This window comes from Pseudarthrobacter humi (assembly GCF_024294965.1).
Lineage (GTDB): Bacteria > Actinomycetota > Actinomycetes > Actinomycetales > Micrococcaceae > Arthrobacter > Arthrobacter humi.
In genome coordinates this window covers 85,494-106,821 of the sequence record NZ_JANCLV010000014.1, presented here as the reverse complement: position 1 = coordinate 106,821, position 21,328 = coordinate 85,494, and the positions used below count along the sequence as shown (strand labels likewise).

Genomic DNA, 21,328 nt, shown 5'->3' with positions numbered 1-21,328 from the left:
GTCAGTCCTCATCAAGTACGGCGCTCAGGCGGACCCGGCGCGTCGGTGCCTCGTCCTTCGGGACCGTGCCCACGATTCCGGCGGTGTTATCCGGCACCTCGAACACGGTCAGGGGTTCGCCGACATTGATCCTGTCGCCTGCCCCATCGAAGATACGGACCACTTTACCTGCCTGCGGACTGGGCAGCTCAACAGCGGATTTGCTGGTTCCCACCTCCACCAGCGGCTGGTTGCGCTCCACCTGATTGCCGGGCGAAACGAGCCAGTCAAGCACGGTCGCCCCTCACCCAGCTGGGTACCAGCAGATGTCGTTATGACGGCTCATAGCGACACCTGCTGCTACTTACTTGGGCTGGCGCCCGCGGGTGGTGAGCCGGGCGCCGAGCCAGCACGCCGCCGCGAGACAGGCGACCAGAATGAACGTGCTCTGCAGCTGTCCGCGGCTGCTATCCGCGCTGAAGCCGACGGCAAAGATCAGGCCCAGGATGACCAGCCCGAAGATCGTCAGGCCCGGGAATCCCTTCATCCGCAGCGCAAGTTCGGCATCTTCCCGGTCCGCCCGGCGCCGGAGGACCAGCTGCGAAACAAGGGCCGTGCCCCAGACCACCAGGCATGTGGATCCGACCAGCTGGAACAGGGCCGGCAGGATCCGGTCCGGGAACAGCAGCTCCAGAACCGTGGCGAAGAAACCGAACGCCACGGACACGCCCACCGCCACCATGGGCACGCTGGCGCCGCTGAGCCTGGCCAGGAACCGTGGAGCCTCGCCGCGTTCGGCGAGCGAGTACACCATGCGGGACGCGCCGTAGAGGTTGGCGTTCAGTGCGGAGAGAAGTGCGACGACGGCAATCAGGGTGATCGCTGTGCCGGCGCCCGGGATTCGGGCAGCGTCGAGCACGCCGGCAAATGGCGAGGCAAGTCCTTCGGAGGAGGACGGCAGGACGGCCGCGATGACAAAGACCGACCCGATGTAGAAGACCAGGATGCGCCACAGCACCGTCCGGATCGCCTTGCCCACGCTGTGCTCCGGGTCCTCCGTTTCGGCGGCGGCCACGGCCACGATCTCGGTTCCGCCGAAGGCAAAGATCACCACGAACAATGCCGTGGCGATGCCGCCAAGCCCGGCGGGGGCAAAATCAGTGGTGATGTTAGCGAGTCCTGGCGAAGCTACATCGGGCAGGAGACCCAGCAGCAGGGCGGCCCCCACGGCCAGGAACGCCACAATGGCGGCAACCTTCAGGATGGCAAACCAGAATTCGAACTCGCCGAAGTTCTTGACGCCCGTCAGGTTGATGGCCGTAAACACCACCATAAAGATGAGTGCCAGGGCCCAGACGGGGATAACCGGCCAGACGGAGAACAGCAGGCCCGCTGCGCCCAAGGCTTCCGCGGCGATGACCACCACCAGCTGGAGCCACCACAGCCAGCCCACGGTGGCGCCGGCGGTTTTTCCGAGCGCCCGCTCGGCGTATACGGAGAATGCGCCGCTGGTGGGATTCGCAGCGGCCATCTCGCCGAGTGCCCACATCACCAGGATAATGAGTGTCCCGGCGACCAGGTACGAGATCAGCACGGCGGGCCCCGCGGCCTGGATGCCGGCCCCCGAACCCAGGAACAGGCCGGCGCCGATTGCGCTGCCTAATCCCATCATGGTGAGCTGCCGGGGTTTCATGGAGTGGCCGAGGTGGGATTTCGGCCGCACTGCCGTGGACTTCAATGTCATGCCTGTGAACCTTCTTGGGGTTGGGGTGGTGCCCCCGCGGGGACCACTTGAATTTACCGTCTAAGTCGCTGGCCCGCGGGCAGGGGTTGTGGAACGGTAGTGGCACTTTGAATCTGTCCGATTTTTTACCAACACTTCGGGGCTCGATGCTGGAGGCCTTGAGGGTCCTGGGCGTCGCCCGCGCCACCGTCCAATCCGTACCTGCAGCGTGTTCTGGATGCGATGGTCGCCACCAGGACCGTGCTCCGCGCATCGTCCGTGATTGTCCTCAACACCCACTTCCAGGGCAGGACACGGAACCTGCTCGAAGCCGCAGCCGCCAGTCAGCCGGAGTAGGGTCTCCGAGGACCCGTCCAAGGGGCCTTCGTCCAGTCGCGCGGGGTGGCGAAACATTTTGAATCAGAGGGAGGTGGCCTTAGAATCAGTTCTAGTCAATTTGACTATAACTAAGTGATGGCGAGCCCAGAAGCAGAGAGCGGGTGAGTGACCGTGTACAGCACCTCAGCGAATGTCTCCGAGCGGGCCACAGCCGCTCCCTCGCTCGCGATCTCCACCGTCATCTTCGCCCTGCGACCCAGCGAATCCTCTGGCCGGCCAACGCTCTGGCTTCCCTTGGTCCGGAGGATCCGAGAGCCGTACAAAGACCTTTGGGCCTTGCCCGGCGGACCGCTGACGCATGTTGAATCCCTGCCGGATGCAGCATCCCGGAACCTCCGCGAAACCACGGGACTCACACCGAGCTACCTGGAGCAGCTCTACGCGTTCGGCGGACTGCACCGCTCACCCACCCAGCGTGTCGTGTCGATCGTGTACTGGGCGCTGGTCCAGCCCACGGAGGCTGCCCTGGCCGACGAATCGGAGAACGTGAAGTGGTTCCGGGCAGACAAGGTGGGGGACCTGGCCTTCGATCACAACGCCATTGTTGAGTATGCACTCCGGCGTCTGCGGAACAAGCTGGCCTACGGCTCGGTGGCCTACCACTTTTTGGGGGAGTACTTCACGCTGGCCCAGGTCCGGGAGGTCTACGAAGCCGTCCTGGACACCCGGCTGGACCCGGCCAACTTCCGCCGCCAGCTCAAATCCACACCGGAGATCGAAGAGACCGGCGAATACCTCCAGGGCGGCAAGCACCGCCCGCCACGTCTTTACCGCTTCACCGGCCGTCCCGGCCTTGACCCCGATAACAGGAGCACACCATGAGCAGCGTCAACACAGCCATCCAGCTGATCACGCGCGAACAAGCCGAAAGCGCGGCCCGAACCGCGGCAGCAGGCAAAACAGCATCCACCTGCAGCCCGGCGCTCGCCAAGGGCCCGTGGGAATACGACCTTGCCGAAGCCCTCGCGGGTGCCCCTGCCTACGGACCCGGCGCCTCCAGCGCGGACGTTGCCCCGGCCGCCACGCCGCGCCAGGGCCAGCTGCCGGAGGAATACAAGCTCGCCAGCGATGCCGAGCTCGATGTCCGCATCCGGGCGGCCAAGAAAAAGCTCGGGGACCGGGCAGTGATCCTGGGCCACTTCTACCAGCGCGACGAAGTCATCCAGTACGCCGACTTTGTGGGCGACTCCTTCCAGCTTGCCAACGCCGCACTCACCCGGCCCGACGCTGAAGCCATCATCTTCTGCGGCGTGCACTTCATGGCCGAGACCGCGGACATCCTCTCCACCCCGGAACAGGCCGTCATCCTGCCCAACCTCGCCGCCGGCTGCTCCATGGCGGACATGGCGGACACAGACTCCGTGGAGGAGTGCTGGGAACAGCTCGAAGAGATTTTCGGTACCGAAGCCGACGCCGAGGGGCGGGTTCCGGTCATTCCGGTCACCTACATGAATTCCTCCGCCGCCCTGAAGGCTTTCTGCGGCCGCAACGGCGGCATCGTCTGCACCTCCTCCAACGCCAAGGTGGTCCTGGAATGGGCGTTCGAACGGGGCCAGCGCGTCCTGTTCTTCCCCGACCAGCACCTGGGCCGCAACACCGCCAAGGCCATGGGCGTGCCGCTGGAACAGATGCCCATGTGGAACCCGCGCAAGGAACTGGGCGGCAATGACGAACAGGTCCTGCTCGATTCCCGCGTGATCCTCTGGCACGGCTTCTGCTCGGTCCACAAGCGTTTCAACGTGGGCCAGATCGAAAAGGCCCGCGCCGAGTTCCCCGGCGTCAACGTGATCGTGCACCCCGAGTGCCCCATGGAGGTGGTGGACGCCGCCGATTCAGCCGGGTCCACCGACTTCATCAAGAAGGCCATCGCAGCCGCCACCGAACCGACCACGTTCGCGATCGGCACGGAGGTCAACATGGTGAACCGGCTCGCCGCCGAGTACCCGCAGCACACCATCTTCTGCCTGGACCCCGTGATCTGCCCCTGCTCCACGATGTACCGCATCCACCCCGGCTACCTCGCCTGGGTCCTGGAGGAACTCGTCGAAGGCCGCATCGTCAACCGCATCAGCGTGGACGCTTCCGTCCAGGACAACGCCAAGACCGCACTCGAGCGTATGCTCGCCGCGCGCCCGCTGTAGCCCGTCCGCTGCAGTCCACCTCCTGTAACCCCGGAAACCGAAACGAGCCCCACATGAGCGCAGAGAGCCCAGCCGGTGGTCCGGCACCCCGGCGGCTGATCGTCGTCGGGAGCGGCATCGCGGGACTGTACTCCGCGTTGCTTGCCGCCGATGCCGGCGCCGAAGTGGTGCTGCTGACCAAGGGCGCGCTCGCGGACAGCAACACGTACTACGCCCAGGGCGGCATCTCCGCCGTCCTCGACGAACCGGCGCCCGGGGACACTGTTGCCGCGCACATCGCAGACACACTGAAGGCCGGGGCCGGGCACTGCGACGAGGAGGCTGTCCGCGTGCTCTGCACGGAGGCCCGCCTGGATATCGCCGGCCTGGAACGCTTCGGCGTGCGTTTCGACCTGGATGGCGACGGCGACCCCTCGCTCGGGCTCGAAGCCGCCCATTCCGCGCCGCGGATCCTGCACGCCGGCGGCGATGCAACCGGTGCCGGCGTGGCCAGGGCGCTCATCAGGGCCGTCCTGGATGCGCAGGCCGCCGGCCGGATCCAGGTCGTCGGGCACGCCCAGGCCACGTCCCTGTCGCAGAGCGAAGGCCGCGTGGCAGGCGTGAATTTCCTCCACGACGGGCGGGAACTCGGAGTCCACGGCGATGCCGTGCTCCTGGCCACCGGGGGAGCGGGCCAGCTGTTCGCCCAGACCACCAACCCCGCCGTGGCAACTGCCGACGGGCTGGCGCTCGCCTGGCGCGCCGGAGCCGCCGTGGCGGACCTGGAGTTCTTCCAGTTCCACCCCACCTGCATGGTGCTGCCGGCCGATGCCCTTGAGGCAGCCGGCAACGGCACCGAACCCCTCCTGATTTCCGAAGCCGTCCGCGGCGAAGGCGCCATCCTGCTGGACGCCAACGGCGAACGTTTTATGCCCGCCTATCACGTCGACGCGGAGCTCGCCCCGCGCGACGTCGTCGCCCGCAGCATCGCCCTGCACCTCGCGACCCTTGGGGATCCCAACGGGCACGTTTTCCTTGACGCCATGGTGGTCGAAGCCCGGTACGGCAAAGGCTTCCTGGCCAAGCGGTTCCCCACCATTACCCAACGCACCCGCGAAGCCGGCGTCGACTGGACCCGCGAACCCGTCCCCGTCGCGCCGGCCGCGCACTACTGGATGGGCGGGGTCCTTACCGATCTTTACGGGCGGACTTCGGTGCCCGGGTTGTTGGCTGCTGGCGAGGTTGCTTGCACCGGCGTCCAGGGGGCTAACCGGCTTGCCAGCAACTCCCTTCTTGAAGGCTTGGTCTTTGGGCGGCGGGCTGTTGTTGCGTTTCTGGCCGGCAGTTCCACAGATCCCTCGGCGCCTGCGCTCTCGCCTCGCACCGGCGATCGCCTCGCAAGCTCGGCGGCCGGTCCGGCCGCTCACGCAACAACGGCGCTATCGGGACCTCCGGAACTGCCGGTGATGCTTAACGACGCGTCAGCGTCCATTTCCTGGCAGTTTGAAACTGTCCCCGCACCTGGGCCCATGGAAACATCCTTTGCTGATGCGGGGACGTTTTCCCGGGTGGGTCTTCGGCGGTTGATGACTGCCAACGCCGGGGTGCTTCGTGATGGCGGGTTGCTTAGGGAAGCGGAGGCTGCGCTTGGGGCGTGGGCCTCTGCTGACGATCCGGTCAACGTCCCCGACTCCCTCGATCCTCGGGAGCATGAGGATGCCAATCTTTTGTTGGCTGCGCAGCTGCTGGTGCATGCCGCGCGGGAGCGGCGCGAATCCCTGGGGGCGCATTACCGCAGCGACAGCTTGCCCGCGGATGCCGCCGTCGAACCTTTTGACAAGCGTTACACCATGAGCCGGAAAGCGAGCCTCGTAAATGACTAGCCTGACCCTCCCCGCAGCACCTGTCAGGGACATCCTGGAGCGGGCCTTTGCCGAGGACGCGCCCAGCGGCGACATTACCTCCCAGCTGCTGATCCCGGCCGACGCCCGCGCCACGGCAGTGCTCAACGCCCGCGTGCCCGGTATCTTCAGCGGTGGAACGGTGTTCCGCGACGCCATGAGGGTCATTGATCCGGAGACGGATGTGAAGTTGTTGCTTGCGGACGGTGAAGCGTTCGTCGCCGGAACTCATCTCGCGCGGGTGAGGGGCAACGCGCGCTCCGTGCTGCTCGCCGAACGTGTCGGGCTGAACCTGGTCCAGCGTATGAGCGCCATCGCCACCAAGACCGCGGAATTCGTAGAGCTTGTCGAAGGTACCAAGGCGCGCATCACCGATACCCGCAAGACCACCCCCGGCCTGCGCGTGCTGGAGCGCTACGCGGTGCGCTGCGGCGGGGGAGCGAACCACCGCTACAGCCTCTCCGACGCCGTGCTGGCCAAGGACAACCACCTGGCCGTTATGACCGGCGGCGACCCCGCCAAGCTCACCGCCCTGCTTGTCGCGGCCAAGGCCCAGCTGGGGCACACCACGCACTTCGAGGTGGAGGTGGACAGCGCCGAGCAGATCGAACCTGTTCTCGCCGCGGGCGTGGACACCATCATGCTGGACAACTTCACCCTCGAGGAGCTCCGCGCAGGCGTCAAGCAGGTGGCCGGGCGCGCCATCGTGGAAGCCAGTGGCAACGTCAACCTCGGCACCGTGGCGGACATCGCGGCCGCGGGCGTGGACGTCATATCCATCGGCGGCCTCACTCACAGCGTGGCTGCCCTGGACCTGGGGCTGGACGTCGAACTAAGGGCCGGCTGACACCGCCATGATCTTCCTCGACGCCGCCGCCACCACGCCTGTCCGCCGCGAAGTCCTCGAGGCCATGTGGCCCTATCTGAGCGGCGAGTTCGGCAACCCGTCCAGCCACCACACGCTGGGTGAGGCCGCTGCGGCCGCGCTCGCAGGCGCCCGCGCCGCCGTGGCCAAGGTGCTCGGCTGCCGCCCGGGCGAGGTCACCTTCACCTCCGGCGGAACGGAGGCGGACAACCTCGCGGTCAAGGGCATCGCCCTCGCCCGGCAGGCCGCGGACCCGAGGCTCAACCGCGTGGTGATCAGCGCCGTCGAACACCCCGCCGTGGAGGAGTCCGCACGGTATCTGGAACGGTTCCACGGGTTCACCGTGGATGTGGTTCCGGTGGACAGCGCCGGCCGGGTGACGCCTGAGGCGCTCGCGGCTGCGCTCCGGCCGGAAACCGCCCTGGTCAGCATCATGTACGCGAACAACGAGGTGGGCACCATGCAGCCGGTTGCGGAACTGGCTGCGGCGGCCACCGCGAGGGGCATCCCGTTCCATACCGACGCCGTCCAGGCCGCCGGCTGGCTGCCCCTGGATGTCAAAGCGCTGGGTGCGGATGCCCTGAGCATTTCCGGCCACAAGCTCGGCGCGCCCAAAGGCTGCGGCGTGCTGTACGTCCGCGGCCGGACCCGCATCGAACCCCTGGTGCACGGCGGCGGGCAGGAACGCGGCCGGCGGTCGGGGACCGAAAATGTGGCAGGAGCAGTCGCGCTGGCCACCGCCCTGACACTCGCCCACGCCGAGCGGCCGGAACTGGCCGCCCGAGTGGCGGGGCTCCGCGAAGACTTCATCGCCACCATCCTGGACACGGTCCCGGGAGCCGTGCTCACCGGGCACCGGACGGAGCGGCTGCCATCAGTAGCGTCGTTCTGCTTCCCCGGCACCAGCGGCGAATCCGTGCTCTTGGAGCTGGAGCGGCAGGGTGTGGTGTGCTCAAGCGGTTCGGCGTGTGCCGCCGGCTCGGACGCGCCGTCGCCTGTGCTGACCGCGCTGGGCTACAACGCCGAAGTGGCGCAGACGGCTGTGCGGTTCAGCTTCACTTCAGCCGTGACATCCGAGGAACTGGAGCAGGCGGCGGCAGCCGTGGGCACCGCCGTCGGGAGTGTCCGGAACCTCGGCCGCTAGATATGCCGGGCGCGGCGGAAGATCCAGTGCCGCAGCATCGTGAACCGCACGGCGGTGGCCGCGAAGCCCGACAGAGTGGTGGTCCACAGCTCATCGGAAACCGTGGCGTCCGGGTGCAGCCAGTGCAGCACGCCCAGGCTGCCGCCCGTAATGACCAGCGCCACGGCGATGACGATCATGCCGTTCAGGTGGTCGCGGGCCATCCGGCGCTGCCCGGAGATCTTGAACGTCAGCCTGCGGTTCAGTGCCGTGTTCATCAAAGACGTCAGCACGAGGGCGGCCGCGTTGGCCAGCTGCGGTCCCAGCCAGGGGCGCAGCAACGCATAGAGCGCCAGGGACGTTGCCGTGCAGATGATGCCCACGCCCGTGAAACGGAGGAGTTGCCGCACCAGCGGAAACCTGAAGATTCCGCGGTAGTGTTTGGTGGCCGGCGCGCCACGGGTGGGCTGCTGCGTCAGCTGGGCGGCGGGCGCAGCAAGGGATTCCATGGGTCAAGCCTGACACATGTCAGGCGGGGGTTTCCTCCCAGGACGCCGCCTCGACCGGGTTGCTGAGCTCGCCAATGCCCTCCACGCGGCACACGACTGTGTCCCCGGGGTGGATGCGGGCACACTCGGCCGGGAATCCGGTGAGGACCAGATCGCCGGGGTGCAGGGTCATAAAGGAGCTGAGGTACACCAGGATTTCGTCCACCTTCCAGCCGAGGTCGGCGCTGCTGGCGGCCTTCAGTTCGGCGCCGTTGTGGGCGATGTTGATGGACAGGTCCGAGTCGTCGAGATCCGTCACGATCCAGGGGCCCACGGGAGTGAAGGTGTCCTGGCTCTTGGCGCTGATCCACAGCTCGTCAGACTTCTGCAGGTCCCGGGCCGAGACATCGTTGCCGATGGTGAATCCAAGGATGGCGCTGCGGGCAGTCTCCAGCGTCAGGCCACGGACGGTGCGCCCGACGACGACGGTCAGTTCCGCTTCCGGGTCCACGTGGCCCACTGTGGAGGTCAGCTCGATGGCCTCGCCGGGGCCGATCACGCTCGATGCCGCCTTGTGGAAGGCCTGCGGGGGGAGGTCCCGGCCGGCCGGACCGGTGTTGTGCGCCATGCCGAAGACGTTGAGGGGGACCGACGGCGCCAGGAACGTGAACGAGTCCTGGTCCACTGCAGTGCCGGCTTCCCAGCCGGGCCGGGCCGGGTGGTTGGCGTTGGGACGGGACGCCCCAAAAGGCGATTCAACGACTGTCCAGGACCGGCCGGCGTCGGAGCCGAAGTCCGGGGCGTCATTGGCCACGAAGAAGTGCTCGTCGGCAACAGCCGGGGACAGGGGGCGGACACGGGCAAGGCGGCGGGGAGCGCTGGCAGTCATGATGACATCCTACGTCCTCCGGCAGCCGTCTCTGGCCGGTTCAGTAAAGCTCGCCCACCGGGATCTCCACGGCCAGGCGGTTGGACGGGCCGGGCAGCGGGCAGGCCCAGGCTTCGTTGTAGGCGCAGGACGGGTTGTAGGCAAAGTTGAAGTCCAGGACAAACTCCGCGCCCGCCCCCGAGCCACGGACCCCGTGGAACGCGCCCTTGATAGTGTCCAGGAGGTACCGGCCGGCGCCGTAGGTTCCACCGGGCTGGCCGGCGGTGGCATCCCGGAACGGAACGAAAATCCCGCCGCCGTAGCCGTGCAGTTTCCATACGCCAAGCTGGCCCAGCTCGGGAAGGTCAAACGTGCCCAGTCGGACAAACCGGACCACGCCGTCGGTGGCCGTTTCCACTGTCATCTCCCGGCCGGCACCCTCAAGGGTCAACGGCACATAGAAGCGGTAGATGGGATCGTAATCGGCCGTCTTCAGGCCGGAAAACTGGGATTTGTCCTTCGCGCTGAGGGCCGAGGCCGGATGCGTTGCGAACATCCGGTCGCGTTCATGCCGCCACAGCGAATGGGCCTCCGCGGGGTCTTCCGCGGCAACCCTGCGCACCGTGTCGTAGAGGGCAAACGTCCTCAGCCGCCAGTCCGCAATGTCGATGGCAGAGATGTCTGCCAGGCTCTCAAGGTCCGCGCCGTACTGCTCATCCGCCATGTGCACCAGCCTAGTCCCTTGCGTGTGGGGAATGTCCGACGGCGACACGAGCCTCCCGCCCGTGGCCGCCGTCGTCCGCCGCTAGGCTGGCTGCATGACACAGAAGGCGACAATGTGGGGAGTCCGGACTGCAACGTTACTGATGGCCTGCGGCCTGGCGGCCGGATGCAGCGCGCCTGGTAACAGCGATTCGGCATGGACGGCGCAGCCGGAGACATCGGCCAGCTCGGGCGCCAGCACGGGCTCAACCGCCGGCGCTACCGGGTCCCCGTCGTCGGATCCTTCTGCCACGGCAGGTGCCTCGGGTTCCGCATCACCCTCAGCGGCCGCGACGGCGGCTGCCTGGAAGACCTTTACCGATCCGGCGAAGACCGTCAGCTTCGACCTGCCGGAGGAATGGATCGCCCAGTCCGTCACGCCCGCGGACGGGACTTTGCCGGGTGCCCTGAAGATCGAGGTGAAGAAACCGGACGGCACGGTGGTGGCCACGCTGCGGACAGGACTGCCGCCGTCGTCGTCCGAGTGCCCCGAGACTGCCCGGAAACCGTACGTTGTGATCAGCAGTGTGCCGGTCGATCTTCCCGGCCTGACGGGGGAAGGTACCATCGCCCCGCACGTGGTGTTCCGCGTCATCCAGGGCTACCGCTACTTCGGGTCCTACGGCATCACCAACATTGTGGGCGGCGCTGACGGCCAGGCCTGCGAACTGCGGAATGTGGTCCGTGGCCCGGCAGGAAAAGGGGACTACTCGTTCGGTGACCTCGGAGTCCTGAAGGCCTTCGCCCCGGATGAGAGAGTGGCCCCCGCGAAGGCGTTTGACACCCTGGGCCAGGCCGAAAAGTACGTGGACGAGAGCTCGGAATTCGCGAACGTCCAACGGATGCTAATGTCTCTGGAGATCAAAAACTAGTCCTGTCCTTGCCCCTCAACCCCGGGCCAGCGCGGGAAGTTCTGCCACTACCTCACACCCCGGAGATACATGGAACGCACCGTTTCAGCACGCATGGTTTTCAGGACCATCGCCGACACGAAGGCAGCCCTGGCCATCGCCGTAGCCAGGAATCCCGGCTACACTTCGTTTGATGAATCCCTGACTGCCACGGCCGACGGTCAGCCGGTTCCGTTGCAGGAACTCGCGGACCATCATGGCGGCCGCCTGCACTACATGGAGCTCACTGAACCCGCCGAGGTCACCGTTGAGTACTCAGCGACGGTGGCCGGGCAGGCCGTCCCGGAAAAAGCTACCCTGGCTGAGCTCATCCGCTACGTGCGGCCAAGCCGCTACGCGGAGTCGGACCGGCTCCTGCCCACGGCATATGCCGAATTCGGCGGCCTGCACGGTGCCGAACTGCTCCAGGCCGTGCGGAGCTGGGTCTTCGGGGAATTGCGGTACATCAGCGGGTCCTCCAGGGGAACTGACGGCGCCGTGGAAACCCTTCTGCACCGCAGGGGAGTGTGCCGGGACTTCGCGCACCTGGCCATCGCCCTGCTGCGTTCCAAGGACGTCCCCGCCCGGCTTGCCGCCGTGTACGCACCGGGGCTGAGCCCCATGGATTTTCACGCCGTAGCCGAGGCCCATGTCAATGGCGCCTGGCACGTCATCGACCCCACGGGGCTGGCCCCGCGGGAGTCGATGCTGCGGATCACCGCCGGCCGGGACTCGTCCGACACCGCGTTCCTGTCCACCGTAGGCGGGCGCCTGACACTGAACGAGCTGCGCGTCAGCGCCGTCGTCAACGGCCAGTTGCCGCCGGAAGATCCGGCCAAGCTGGTCATGCTGGGCTGAGATTCCGCACGGCCCGGGTACTGGCGGGCAGTTACTTCCCGGCCAGATATTTCCCAGGCAGTTCCTTTGCCGGCCGCGCTCCCACGGAATGCCGAAGTTTCTCGGTCAGTCGCTGGAGTTCCCTCTGCTCGGCAGCCGTCAGGGCCGGCCCCACCAGGCTGGAGATGTCCCGCACGTGCTCCCGGCCGATCTCCTTCTGCAGGGCAGACCCCTCCTCGGTGAGCTTCAGCAGCACGCCGCGTCCGTCGTCGGGGGCCGCCATTCGGACCACAAGCCCGCGCTTTTCCAGCCTCTCAACCAGCCTGCTGAGGCTCGACTGGCTCAGCAGGACATGGTCATTGAGTTCATTGAGCCGGAGCCAGCCGGACGGACACCGGGACAGCGTGAACAGCACGTCGTACTCGTTGATGGCCACCTTCCGGAAGGCAGGACCGGCCTGCAACCTGCGCATGACCGCAACCTGCGCCCGGAACAGGGATTCCCAGGTTTCCGCCGCCAGGCGGATGGGTGATTCGTTTCCGTCGGAAGCCATCACGCCTCCGAAGGGGCAGTCTCAGGCGCCGGTGAAGCCATCAGGGCGGCAACGCGGCCGGCATGCGTGGGCGGATCCGGCACGTGGGAGGGCTTGAGGGCAGCGTATTCCTTGCGGAGGACCGGGAGGACTTCCTCGCCGAAGAGGTCAAGCTGTTCCAGCACCGTCTTCAGGGGCAGGCCTGCGTGGTCGATCAGGAACAACTGGCGCTGGTAGTCGCCGAAGTACTCGCGGAACGTCAGGGTCTTTTCGATGACTTCCTGCGGGCTGCCCACGGTGAGCGGTGTCTGGGAGGTGAAGTCCTCCAGCGACGGGCCGTGGCCGTAGACGGGCGCGTTGTCGAAGTAGGGCCGGAATTCCTTCACGGCATCCTGGGAGTTCTTCCGCATAAAGAACTGGCCGCCGAGGCCCACGATGGCCTGGTCCGCCTTGCCGTGGCCGTAGTGCTCGTAGCGCTCACGGTACATGCCGATCAACTGCTGGTAGTGCTCCTTCGGCCAGAAGATGTTGTTCGCGAAGAAGCCGTCGCCGTAGTAGGCGGCCACTTCGGCGATCTGCGGGGTGCGGATGGAGCCGTGCCACACAAAGGGGGCCACGCCGTCGAGCGGGCGCGGGGTGGAGGTAAAGTTCTGCAGCGGGGTCCGGAACTTGCCGGACCAGTTCACTGTGTCCTCGTCCCACAGCCGGCGCAGCAGGCTGTAGTTCTCAATGGCGAGTTCCACGCCGTCCTGGATGTTCTTGCCGAACCACGGGTACACCGGAGCGGTGTTGCCGCGGCCCAGGACCAGATCCACACGGCCGTCGGCCAGGTGCTGCAGCATGGCGAAGTCTTCGGCGATCTTGACCGGATCGTTCGTGGTGATCAGCGTGGTGGCAGTGGAGAGGGTGATCCGCTCGGTCTGCGCTGCGATGTACGCGAGCGTGGTGGTGGGCGACGATGAGAAGAACGGGCGGTTGTGGTGCTCGCCGAGGGCGAAGACATCCATGCCGATTTCTTCGACTTTTTTGGCGATCGCCACGGCCGCCTTGATGCGTTCGTTCTCCGTGGGGGTCCGGCCGGTGGTGGGGTCAGTGGTGATGTCACTGACGCTGAATACGCCGATCTGCATGGTGTGCCTTCCGTTTCCTGGACTACTCTGGGCTTGCTTCCACTATACCCGATTTTCATGCGTTTGCATGTATCGACGGATATAACGCCTCCCCGGCGAGAATATTCCACGTGTTACAGGGGGTCGCCCGGAGCGGCACGGCGGCCACTGACGCGGGGCACCATGCCGGTGGTCCAGTCGCGGAACTCGGCATCGACGTCGTCGGCTGCCGCGAACTCCGGGCGCTGCTGCATGGCACGGAGCAGTGCTTTTGTCTCCCGCCGTCCCTCCACGAGGCGGTACAGCACGGGAACCAGCACCAGGGTCAGTGCCGTGGAAGAAACCAGGCCGCCGATCACCACCACGGCCAGCGGCTGGGAAATGAAGCCGCCGCCCCCGGTCAAGCCAAGCGCCATGGGTGTCAGGGCGAAAACGGTGGCCAGCGCGGTCATCAGGATGGGGCGGAGCCGCTGCCTGGCGCCATGGGTGATTGCGTCCGCCACGCCCATCCCGCCGCGGCCGTCCCGTGGCTGCCTGTACTGGTTGATGAGGTCGATGAGCACAATGGCGTTGGTGACCACAATGCCCACCAACATCAGCATGCCGATCAGCGACGGCAGGCCCAGCGGAACGCCCGTGGCCAGCAGCAGGGCCACGGCGCCGGTGGCGGCAAACGGAACGGACACCAACAGGATCAGGGGCTGGATCAGCGACTTGAAGGTGGCCACCATAATGACGTAGACAATCGCGATCGCCGCGAGGAGCGCCAGGCCCAGCTGCTGGAAGGACTCGGCCTGCTGGGTAGTGGCGCCGCCGAGGGTGGCCGTGACACCGGCAGGGAGGCTGACGTCCGTGAGGCGTTTCTGCACTTCCGCGTTCACCGCGCCAAGGTTGGAGCCCGACGGCGTGACTGACACTTTGGCGGTCCGCTGGCCGTTGCTGGCGGTAATGGAGACAGGCACGTCCACCTGTTCCACGGACGCAATGCTGCCCAGCGTGACGGGGGCGCCGGATGCAGGGAGCGCGATGTTGCGCACCGCGTCGATGCTGGTGAACCGGGTGCCCTGGCCGATCTGGACCGGAAAATCGTTGGTGTCGATCCGGACCGTACCGGCGGGGATGGGGCTGATCGTGGCAGCCAGGACGCCGGCTACCTGTTCCTCGTTCAGTCCGGCTGCCGCGGTCTTGGCCCGGTCAACCTTGACCTGGACCACCGGCTGGCTGGCCGCGAGGTTGGTTGCCACCTCGCTGGTCTCCGGCACGCCGGTCATTGCTTCCACCATGGCCTCGCTGGCTGTCCGGAGGTCCTCGGACGTTGCCGCCTTGATGGTGATGTCAACCGTGGAGGATGCCCCGAAGCCACCCTGCTGCGTGCCGACGGTAATCTTCCCGGAACCGGCCACCCTGCCCGCTTCGGTCCGGACGGTTTCCTGGAGCTTCGCCTGATTGGCCTTTTCATCCGTCACCACCGTAAACGTGGAGTTGGCGGCTCCGGAGGACGTCAGGGCGGCAAAACCCGCCTGCGCGTTGCCGGACGTGACCTGGACATTCTTGACACCCTCGATGCCGCGGAGGACGTCCTCGACCTTGGTAGCGGCGGCACTGGTGTCGGCCAGGCTTGTGCCAGCAGGCATCAGTTGGCGGACAGTCAGGCTGTTCTGGCCGGAATCGCCGAGGAGGTTGGTGGACAGCAGCGGCGTCATGGCGGCCGTGGCGCCCAGCACCAGAACGGCGGCGACGAGGGTCAGCACCGGGTGCTTCTGGGTCTTGCTGAGGACGGGCAGGTAGGCACGCTGCAGCCGGCTTTTCTGTTCGGACTCCTGGGCCTGGGCACGGGCGGCGGCAGCAAGCCGGGCGGCAGCTTCGCGGGAAGCGGGCGGACCAGCGGAGGCGGAACCGGCGGGGCTCTTGAGGAACCAGTAGGCCAGGACCGGAACGATGGTCAGCGAGACCAGCAGGGATGCCAGCAGCGCCATGGTGACTGTCAGGGCGAAGGGCCGGAAGAGTTCGCCGGCTAGCTCGCCCACGAAGGCAATGGGCAGGAAGACCGCAACGGTGGTCAAGGTGGACGCGGTGATGGCGCCGGCCACCTCCCGGATTGAGGTGAGGATCGCGGGAACTTTCTCCTCCCCGTAGCTGAGGTGGCGTTTGATGTTTTCGATCACCACAATCGAGTCGTCCACCACCCGGCCGATCGCAATGGTCAGCGCGCCCAGCGTCAGGATGTTCAGGGAATAGCCGGTCGCGGACAGGCCAATGAACGTAATCAGCAGCGACAGCGGAATGGAGACCGCGGTAACAAGGGTGGAGCGGGCCGACATCAGGAAAACAAGGATGACGGCGACAGCGAAGCCCAGCCCGAGCAGGCCCTCGGTGGTGAGGTCCTTGATGGACTTCTCGATGAACGGGGCCTGGTCGAACACCGCCGTGAACTTTGCGTTGGAGCCCAGCTCGGCCTCAAGAGCCGCCAACGAGTCGTTCACGGCGTGGGAGATTCCCACGGTGTCGCCCTCGGGCTTCTTGGTCACGGACACCGCCAGCGTTTCCTGGCCGTTGGTCCGGGTGATGGAGGTCCGTTCGTCATCCTGCAGGCTCACGTCGGCCACCGTGCCGATGGTCGCGGCATCCCTGGCTCCGCCCAGCGGGAGTGCCTTGATGGCGTCCAGGGAATCCACCGGGCTGCCGATCTGGAGCGATAGCGTCTTGCCCTGCTCCTGGATGGTCCCGGCCGGGATCAGCGCCCCGTTGTTGGAGAGGGCGTTCCGGATGGACTCGATCGTGGTGCCCTTGGCGGCCATCGCCTCGGGCCGGGGGGAGATCTCGATGTGCTGGGTGGCGCCGCCGGTCACGTCGGCTCCCCGGACGCCGTCGATCTTCTGGAGCCGGGGAACGGAGAGGCGTGCCAGGTCGGCGTTCAGTTCGCTGAGCGGCTTGTCCGAGGACACTGCCAGGAACACGATGGGGAAGTCGCTGATGCTGCCCGCGATGGCCTGCGGCTGCACGTCCTCCGGCAGGGAGCGCTTGGCGTTGGAGATGGCGCGGTCGATCTGGTTCCGGGCGCGGTCGAGGTTTGTCCCGTAGGTGAACACCATGGAGATCTGCGAGACGCCGTTGCGTGACGTCGAGGAGGTGGACTCCAGGCCTTCGACGCCTTTCAGGGCGGTTTCCAGCGGTGCGCTGACCTGCTTGTCCACCACGTCGGGCGACGCGCCGGGCATGGCGGAGAGGACGGTGATCTGAGGGAACTCAATGGAGGGGATGAGTTCCTGTTTCAGCGATGACATGGTGATCACGCCGAACACCGTCGCGAAGACGGTGATCAGCGCGATCAGCGCCCGGTTTGCCAATGAAAGTTGTGCCAGCCGGAACATCGCGGGTCTCTCCTGTGGGGTTGACGGACTCCTGCGGACCGGGCCGTCCCGTCCAGCCGGGCCTGCCGGCCGGAATTCCGGGCGTCAGTGGTTGGCGGAAATGCTCTCCAGCTGCAGTGCCTTGGCCGTTGCCGTCTCGAGCTCGGCAGCCAGTTCCGGATTCTCATCCAGCTTCACGCCGTAGCCCGGCATCATGGCCTTGAGCTTGCCCTGCCACCCCTTGAAGTTCTTCGGGAAGGACTTCTGCAGCAGCTCAATCATGATTGGCACCGCTGTGGATGCACCAGGCGACGCACCCAAAAGCGCACCGATGGTGCCGTCGCGGCCGGCAATGACTTCCGTGCCGAACTGCAGCACACCGCCGCGCTTCGGGTCCTTTTTGATGATCTGGACACGCTGGCCTGCAGTGATGAGTTCCCAGTCGCCGTCCTTGGCCTCGGGGTAGTACTCCCGCAGTGCTTCGACCTTGTCGCCGTGGCGCTTGGCTACCTCTTTCACGAGGTAGGCCGTCAGGTCCATGTTGTCCTTGGCGACTGCAAGCATCGGGATGATGTTGCTGGGCCGGATGGACAACGGCAGGTCAAGGTACGAGCCGTTCTTCAGGAAATTGGTGGAGAAGCCGGCATAAGGGCCGAACAGGAGCGAACGCTTCCCGTCGACGTAGCGTGTGTCCAGGTGCGGCACGGACATGGGCGGGGCGCCCACGGAGGCCTGGCCGTAGACCTTGGCGCTGTGCTGGGCTGCGAGCTTCTCGTCGGTGCAGCGGAAGAACTGGCCCGACACGGGGAATCCGCCGAAACCCTTGCTTTCCGGAATGCCTGAGGCCTGCAGCAGGTGCAGGGCGCCGCCGCCGGCACCCACAAACACAAACTTTGCGTGGATCCTGCTGTGCTCCCCGGAAGCCGGGTATTTGAGCGAAAGGTCCCAGCCGCCGTCGGACGCCCTGGAAATCCCGGTGACGTCGTGGCCGTAGTTGATGTCGGCGCCGTTGTTCCCGAGGTACGTGGTCAGCTCGCGGGTGAGTGCACCAAAGTCGACGTCGGTGCCCTCCGCTGCCCGGGTGGCGGCGATGCGCTGCTTCGGATTGCGGCCCTTGACGATCAATGGCGCCCACTTGGCGATCTGGGCGTGGTCCTCGGAGTACTCCATGCTGCGGAACAGCGGGTGCGGCTTGAGAGCTTCGTAGCGGGTCTTGAGGAATTTGGTGTTGTCCTCGCCGATGACAAAGCTCATGTGCGGGACGGTGTTGATGAAGCCCTTCGGCGAGCCGATCAGGGATTCTTCCACAAGATGGGACCAGAACTGGCGGGACAGCTGGAACTGTTCATTGATAAGCAGAGCTTTGGTGGGGTCCACCGAGCCGTCTTTGGCTGCGGGCGAGTAGTTGAGCTCGCAGAGTGCGGCATGGCCCGTTCCTGCGTTGTTCCAGGGGTCGGAGCTTTCCAGCCCGGGCTGGTCCAGTCGTTCGAACAGGGAGATGGTCCAGTTCGGTTCAAGCTGCTTGATGAATGCCCCGAGCGTGGCGCTCATGATGCCGCCGCCAATCAGTACGACGTCGGCATGTTGGGTCTTGGATATGAAGGTCACAATCAGTCTCCGATAGCAGCGGCTCTGGCTGTCAAAGAATATCCCCGGGCGGCCCGCATACTGAAATTGGGCCGGGCCGTCAAGGCTTTAGCTGTACCTTTGTGAAAACTTCGCTCAGTACCGGGGACGCCGGGTAGCTGCTGACGCGGTCCGAGAGTGCGAGTGCCGAGATGGGGAAGGCGATGGGAACCGCCGGCACAGTGGCCGCGATCTGGGCGTTGATGGTGTGGTACTGCTCGTCGCGTTCCTTGCCGGCAGGGAGGCCGCGGGCGCGGTTGATCTTGGAAAAGACCTGGGGGTCCTGGTAGCCGAATTCGCCGTTCTTTTCGCCGAACAGCGGGCCCACAAAGTTATCGGCATCGGCATACGCGCCGTTCCAGCCGAGCAGGTGTAGCCCGTGGTCCCCGGGTGACTGCACTTTCTGGAGATAGCCTTCGGACCAGTCCACCGGGACAGGTTTGATGTTAAAGCCGACGGCGGTCAGTTGCCTGCTGATTTCGGCGTAGATTTTCTCGGGCGTGGGCAGATACGGGCGGGTGACGTTGAGCGGATAGTAGAACCTGAGCTCTTCCCCGGTGTAGCCGGCCTCGGTCAGATAGGCCTTTGCCTTGACCGGGTCGTAGCCCAGCGCGGGAGCGTCATTATTGAAACCGCTGATCTTCGGAGGAACGAACTGTGAGGCCTTGGCGGTGTTGTCGATGAAGAACTTGCGGATCAGCGTTTCCTTATCGACGGCCAGCTCAATGGCCTGCCGGACCTTGTCGTTCTGCAGCACCGGAATTTCCTGGTTGATGCCCAGGTACATCACCGAGAACGGATCCCGCTGGACGATCTGCATGCCCCGCTTGACCAGCTGGTCGAAATTGCCGACCGTGACGGCGTCGTAGCCGTCGATCTTGCCGTCCAGGAGGGCCTGAAGCCTCGTCTGGGGGTGGTCGTACGTGACGAAGTTGATGGTGGAGATCTGCCCGCGGTCACCCCAGTAATTCTTGTGGCTGACCAGCCGGACGCTGGCCTCTTCCCAGGCGGCCAGGCTGAACGGCCCGGTTCCCACTGGGTTGGTGGCGAACCGGGAGACCGGGTTTCCGCCACGGGTCTGGTCCAGGACCTCCGCCGTGCCCGCGGCCAGGGCGGCCGGGGACGCGATAGCGAACGCCGGCAAGGTGAGCGCCTGGAGGAAAGCAGTGAAGCGCTGGGTCAGGTCGATCCGGACAGTGTCAGCGGAAAGGGCCGTGCAGCTCTTGAAAATGGAGAGCGCAGCGTCGTCGGAATGTGCCTTGAACACGCTCTTGAACGAGCTTCCCGGCGCCTGCCGCCGCAGTTCCGCAGGGAAGGCGAACCAGCGGTTGAAGTTGGCACACACGGCGTCGGCGTTGAAGGGCGTGCCGTCCTGGAACGAGACGCCGCTGCGGAGTTTGAACGTGTATGAGCGGCCTTCGTTTTCCTCGGACCATTCCGTTGCCAGCAGCGGCGTGGGTTTGCCGGTGGTCTGGTCCACACCCACCAGGCCTTCGAGGATCTGCCGGGTGATCCGGTAGCTTTCCACATCGCTCGAGAGCGCGGGGTCCAGGCCGAGGGGCTGGGACGCGGTGCCGAACGTGAACGTTTCGGTGGGTTCAGCGCCGGCGGGCGCCGTCGAAGGAGACGTTGCCGAGGGCGAAGGCGAAGGGATGCCGGTACAGGATGTCAGGCCTAACGCCATAAGAACGGCGCCGGTCTTGATGACCGTTCGCCGCGAAGTACTGCTGGGCACTCGTCTATCACCTCTGGCTGCTTCTGGCCGGCGCCGCCGACTGCGGGCCAAGGACACAGTCTAGTTGACAGACCTCCGTGCTCCCTGGGCACACGCCAGAGGCCTGTTCCGGTTGCGGAACAGGCCTCTGGGCTTGAATGCCGGACTACTTGGGCATCAGCACCGAGTCGATCAGGTAAACGGTGGCGTTCTTGGTCTGGACGCCGCCGCAGATCACGCTGGCGCCATCAACCATGAGTGCATCCTTGCTGCCGGTCACGGTGACTGAACCGCCCTGGACCGTGGCGTGAGTGCCGGCAATCTTGTCCGGGGTGATCTGGCCGGGGACCACGTGGTAGGTCAGGATCTTGCTCAGCAAGGCGTCGTCCGTCTTGAGCGTCTCAATGGTGGCGGCATCGATCTTGGCGAAGGCGTCATCCACCGGAGCGAAGACCGTGAACTCACCGCCGTTAAGGGTGTCAACCAGGTCAACCTTCGGGTTCAGCTTGCCGGAGACAGCTGCCGTGAGGGTGGTCAGGATGGGGTTGTTGGATGCCGCGACCGCTACCGGGTCAAGGGCCATCCCGGCAACCGAACCTGCCCCGGTGGGGACCTTCTCTGCGTAGCCCGCGCAGCCTGCGCCAACGAGGTTTGCGGCCGGATCCATGGCAGCAGCACTGGCGGACGGTGACGGTGCCATCTTCGTTGCTGACGGTGCGGCGGCCGGAGCGGAGGAGCTCGGGGTTGTGGTTGCTGTTCCACCGCAGGCGGTAAGACTCAGCAGGGCTGCAGCTGCAACGCCTGCGACGGTGAAGGATGTGCGCTTGAATGACTGCATTTCGGTTCTCCTTGTTTGTGCCGATTTCTTGCCTGCTGCAGACGTTGTGACTGCTGCGTGGGCCTTTTCCGACTGTTGGGCACCTGCCCTTGGCTGGTGTCTCAATGGGTATTCGGCCGGAGCACGGAAGCGGATGGGTGGATCGCCAAAAGTTTTTAATTTCGCGCCAAACCGGGGGAGAATACCGTGGCTGGGGCAGTTAAA

General features: G+C 65.8%; 18 protein-coding genes. 7 read left to right on the top strand and 11 right to left on the bottom strand.

The genetic code is table 11. The features are described 5' to 3' along the window. Position 1 precedes the first annotated feature (1 nt). Entirely contained in the window at positions 2-274 is a 273-nt protein-coding gene (locus NFC73_RS17235) for a biotin/lipoyl-containing protein (RefSeq protein WP_254752146.1), read from the bottom strand. Positions 275-343: 69 nt separating this feature from the next. Further along, positions 344-1,723 carry an amino acid permease gene (locus NFC73_RS17230; RefSeq protein WP_254752144.1) on the bottom strand — a complete coding sequence of 460 codons (1,380 nt, stop codon included), beginning with the start codon at positions 1,721-1,723 and terminating at the stop codon, positions 344-346. 489 nt (positions 1,724-2,212) lie between these two features. Between NFC73_RS17230 and NFC73_RS17220 the strand changes: the two genes are divergently transcribed. From NFC73_RS17220 to NFC73_RS17200, 5 genes are read left to right on the top strand one after another with little or no spacing between them, the layout of a single operon-like run. Continuing rightward, entirely contained in the window at positions 2,213-2,923 is a 711-nt protein-coding gene (locus tag NFC73_RS17220; RefSeq protein ID WP_254752142.1) for an NUDIX hydrolase, read from the top strand. Further along, positions 2,920-4,242, top strand: a complete 1,323-nt coding sequence (gene nadA / locus NFC73_RS17215) for a quinolinate synthase NadA (RefSeq protein WP_254752140.1) — start codon at positions 2,920-2,922, stop codon at positions 4,240-4,242. Before NFC73_RS17220 ends, nadA begins: the two co-directional genes overlap by 4 nt. A 53-nt stretch (positions 4,243-4,295) precedes the next feature. Beyond that, entirely contained in the window at positions 4,296-6,104 is a 1,809-nt protein-coding gene (locus NFC73_RS17210) for an L-aspartate oxidase (RefSeq protein WP_254752138.1), read from the top strand. Then, positions 6,097-6,969, top strand: a complete 873-nt coding sequence (gene nadC / locus NFC73_RS17205) for a carboxylating nicotinate-nucleotide diphosphorylase (RefSeq protein ID WP_254752136.1) — start codon at positions 6,097-6,099, stop codon at positions 6,967-6,969. The genes NFC73_RS17210 and nadC overlap by 8 nt, the downstream gene beginning before the upstream one ends. Positions 6,970-6,976: 7 nt before the next feature. Next, entirely contained in the window at positions 6,977-8,131 is a 1,155-nt protein-coding gene (locus tag NFC73_RS17200; RefSeq protein WP_254752134.1) for a cysteine desulfurase family protein, read from the top strand. On the opposite strand, the gene NFC73_RS17195 is transcribed toward NFC73_RS17200, so the two are convergent. The 3 genes from NFC73_RS17195 to NFC73_RS17185 are packed head-to-tail and all read right to left on the bottom strand — an operon-like array spanning position 8,128 to position 10,190. Further along, a complete protein-coding gene (locus tag NFC73_RS17195; RefSeq protein ID WP_254752132.1) occupies positions 8,128-8,619 on the bottom strand; it encodes a GtrA family protein in 492 nt (163 codons plus the stop codon). The two genes, NFC73_RS17200 and NFC73_RS17195, sit on opposite strands and share 4 nt — an antisense overlap. Positions 8,620-8,638: 19 nt before the next feature. Next, the gene (locus NFC73_RS17190; protein WP_254752130.1) at positions 8,639-9,487 is read right to left on the bottom strand and encodes a fumarylacetoacetate hydrolase family protein; all 849 of its coding nucleotides are present in this window, start codon (positions 9,485-9,487) and stop codon (positions 8,639-8,641) included. A 40-nt stretch (positions 9,488-9,527) separates the two neighbouring features. Beyond that, positions 9,528-10,190 carry a DUF1684 domain-containing protein gene (locus NFC73_RS17185; RefSeq protein ID WP_254752128.1) on the bottom strand — a complete coding sequence of 221 codons (663 nt, stop codon included), beginning with the start codon at positions 10,188-10,190 and terminating at the stop codon, positions 9,528-9,530. A gap of 94 nt (positions 10,191-10,284) precedes the next feature. Between NFC73_RS17185 and NFC73_RS17180 the strand changes: the two genes are divergently transcribed. Further along, positions 10,285-11,100, top strand: coding sequence for a hypothetical protein (locus NFC73_RS17180; protein WP_254752126.1), 816 nt, complete (start codon positions 10,285-10,287; stop codon positions 11,098-11,100). A gap of 69 nt (positions 11,101-11,169) precedes the next feature. Next, positions 11,170-11,976, top strand: a complete 807-nt coding sequence (locus NFC73_RS17175) for a transglutaminase-like domain-containing protein (RefSeq protein WP_254752124.1) — start codon at positions 11,170-11,172, stop codon at positions 11,974-11,976. Positions 11,977-12,007: 31 nt separating this feature from the next. Here the strand turns inward: NFC73_RS17175 and NFC73_RS17170 are convergent, their stop codons facing one another. The 6 genes from NFC73_RS17170 to NFC73_RS17145 all read right to left on the bottom strand — a co-directional run bounded on the left by NFC73_RS17170 (position 12,008) and on the right by NFC73_RS17145 (position 21,124). After that, entirely contained in the window at positions 12,008-12,508 is a 501-nt protein-coding gene (locus NFC73_RS17170; RefSeq protein ID WP_254752122.1) for a MarR family winged helix-turn-helix transcriptional regulator, read from the bottom strand. Then, positions 12,508-13,617 (bottom strand): LLM class flavin-dependent oxidoreductase, encoded by a 1,110-nt coding sequence (locus NFC73_RS17165; protein WP_254752120.1) that lies wholly within the window; start codon positions 13,615-13,617, stop codon positions 12,508-12,510. Before NFC73_RS17165 ends, NFC73_RS17170 begins: the two co-directional genes overlap by 1 nt. Before the next feature lie 113 nt (positions 13,618-13,730). After that, on the bottom strand, positions 13,731-16,967 hold the full coding sequence (locus NFC73_RS17160; RefSeq protein WP_254752118.1) for an efflux RND transporter permease subunit: 3,237 nt from the start codon (positions 16,965-16,967) through the stop codon (positions 13,731-13,733). An 84-nt stretch (positions 16,968-17,051) separates the two neighbouring features. Then, positions 17,052-18,554: a malate:quinone oxidoreductase gene (locus NFC73_RS17155; RefSeq protein WP_254752116.1), complete on the bottom strand. Its 1,503-nt coding sequence runs from the start codon at positions 18,552-18,554 to the stop codon at positions 17,052-17,054. 79 nt (positions 18,555-18,633) lie between these two features. Beyond that, a complete protein-coding gene (locus tag NFC73_RS17150) occupies positions 18,634-20,307 on the bottom strand; it encodes an ABC transporter substrate-binding protein (protein WP_254752114.1) in 1,674 nt (557 codons plus the stop codon). Positions 20,308-20,452: 145 nt separating this feature from the next. After that, positions 20,453-21,124 (bottom strand): fasciclin domain-containing protein, encoded by a 672-nt coding sequence (locus NFC73_RS17145; protein WP_141140923.1) that lies wholly within the window; start codon positions 21,122-21,124, stop codon positions 20,453-20,455. Positions 21,125-21,328 lie beyond the last annotated feature (204 nt).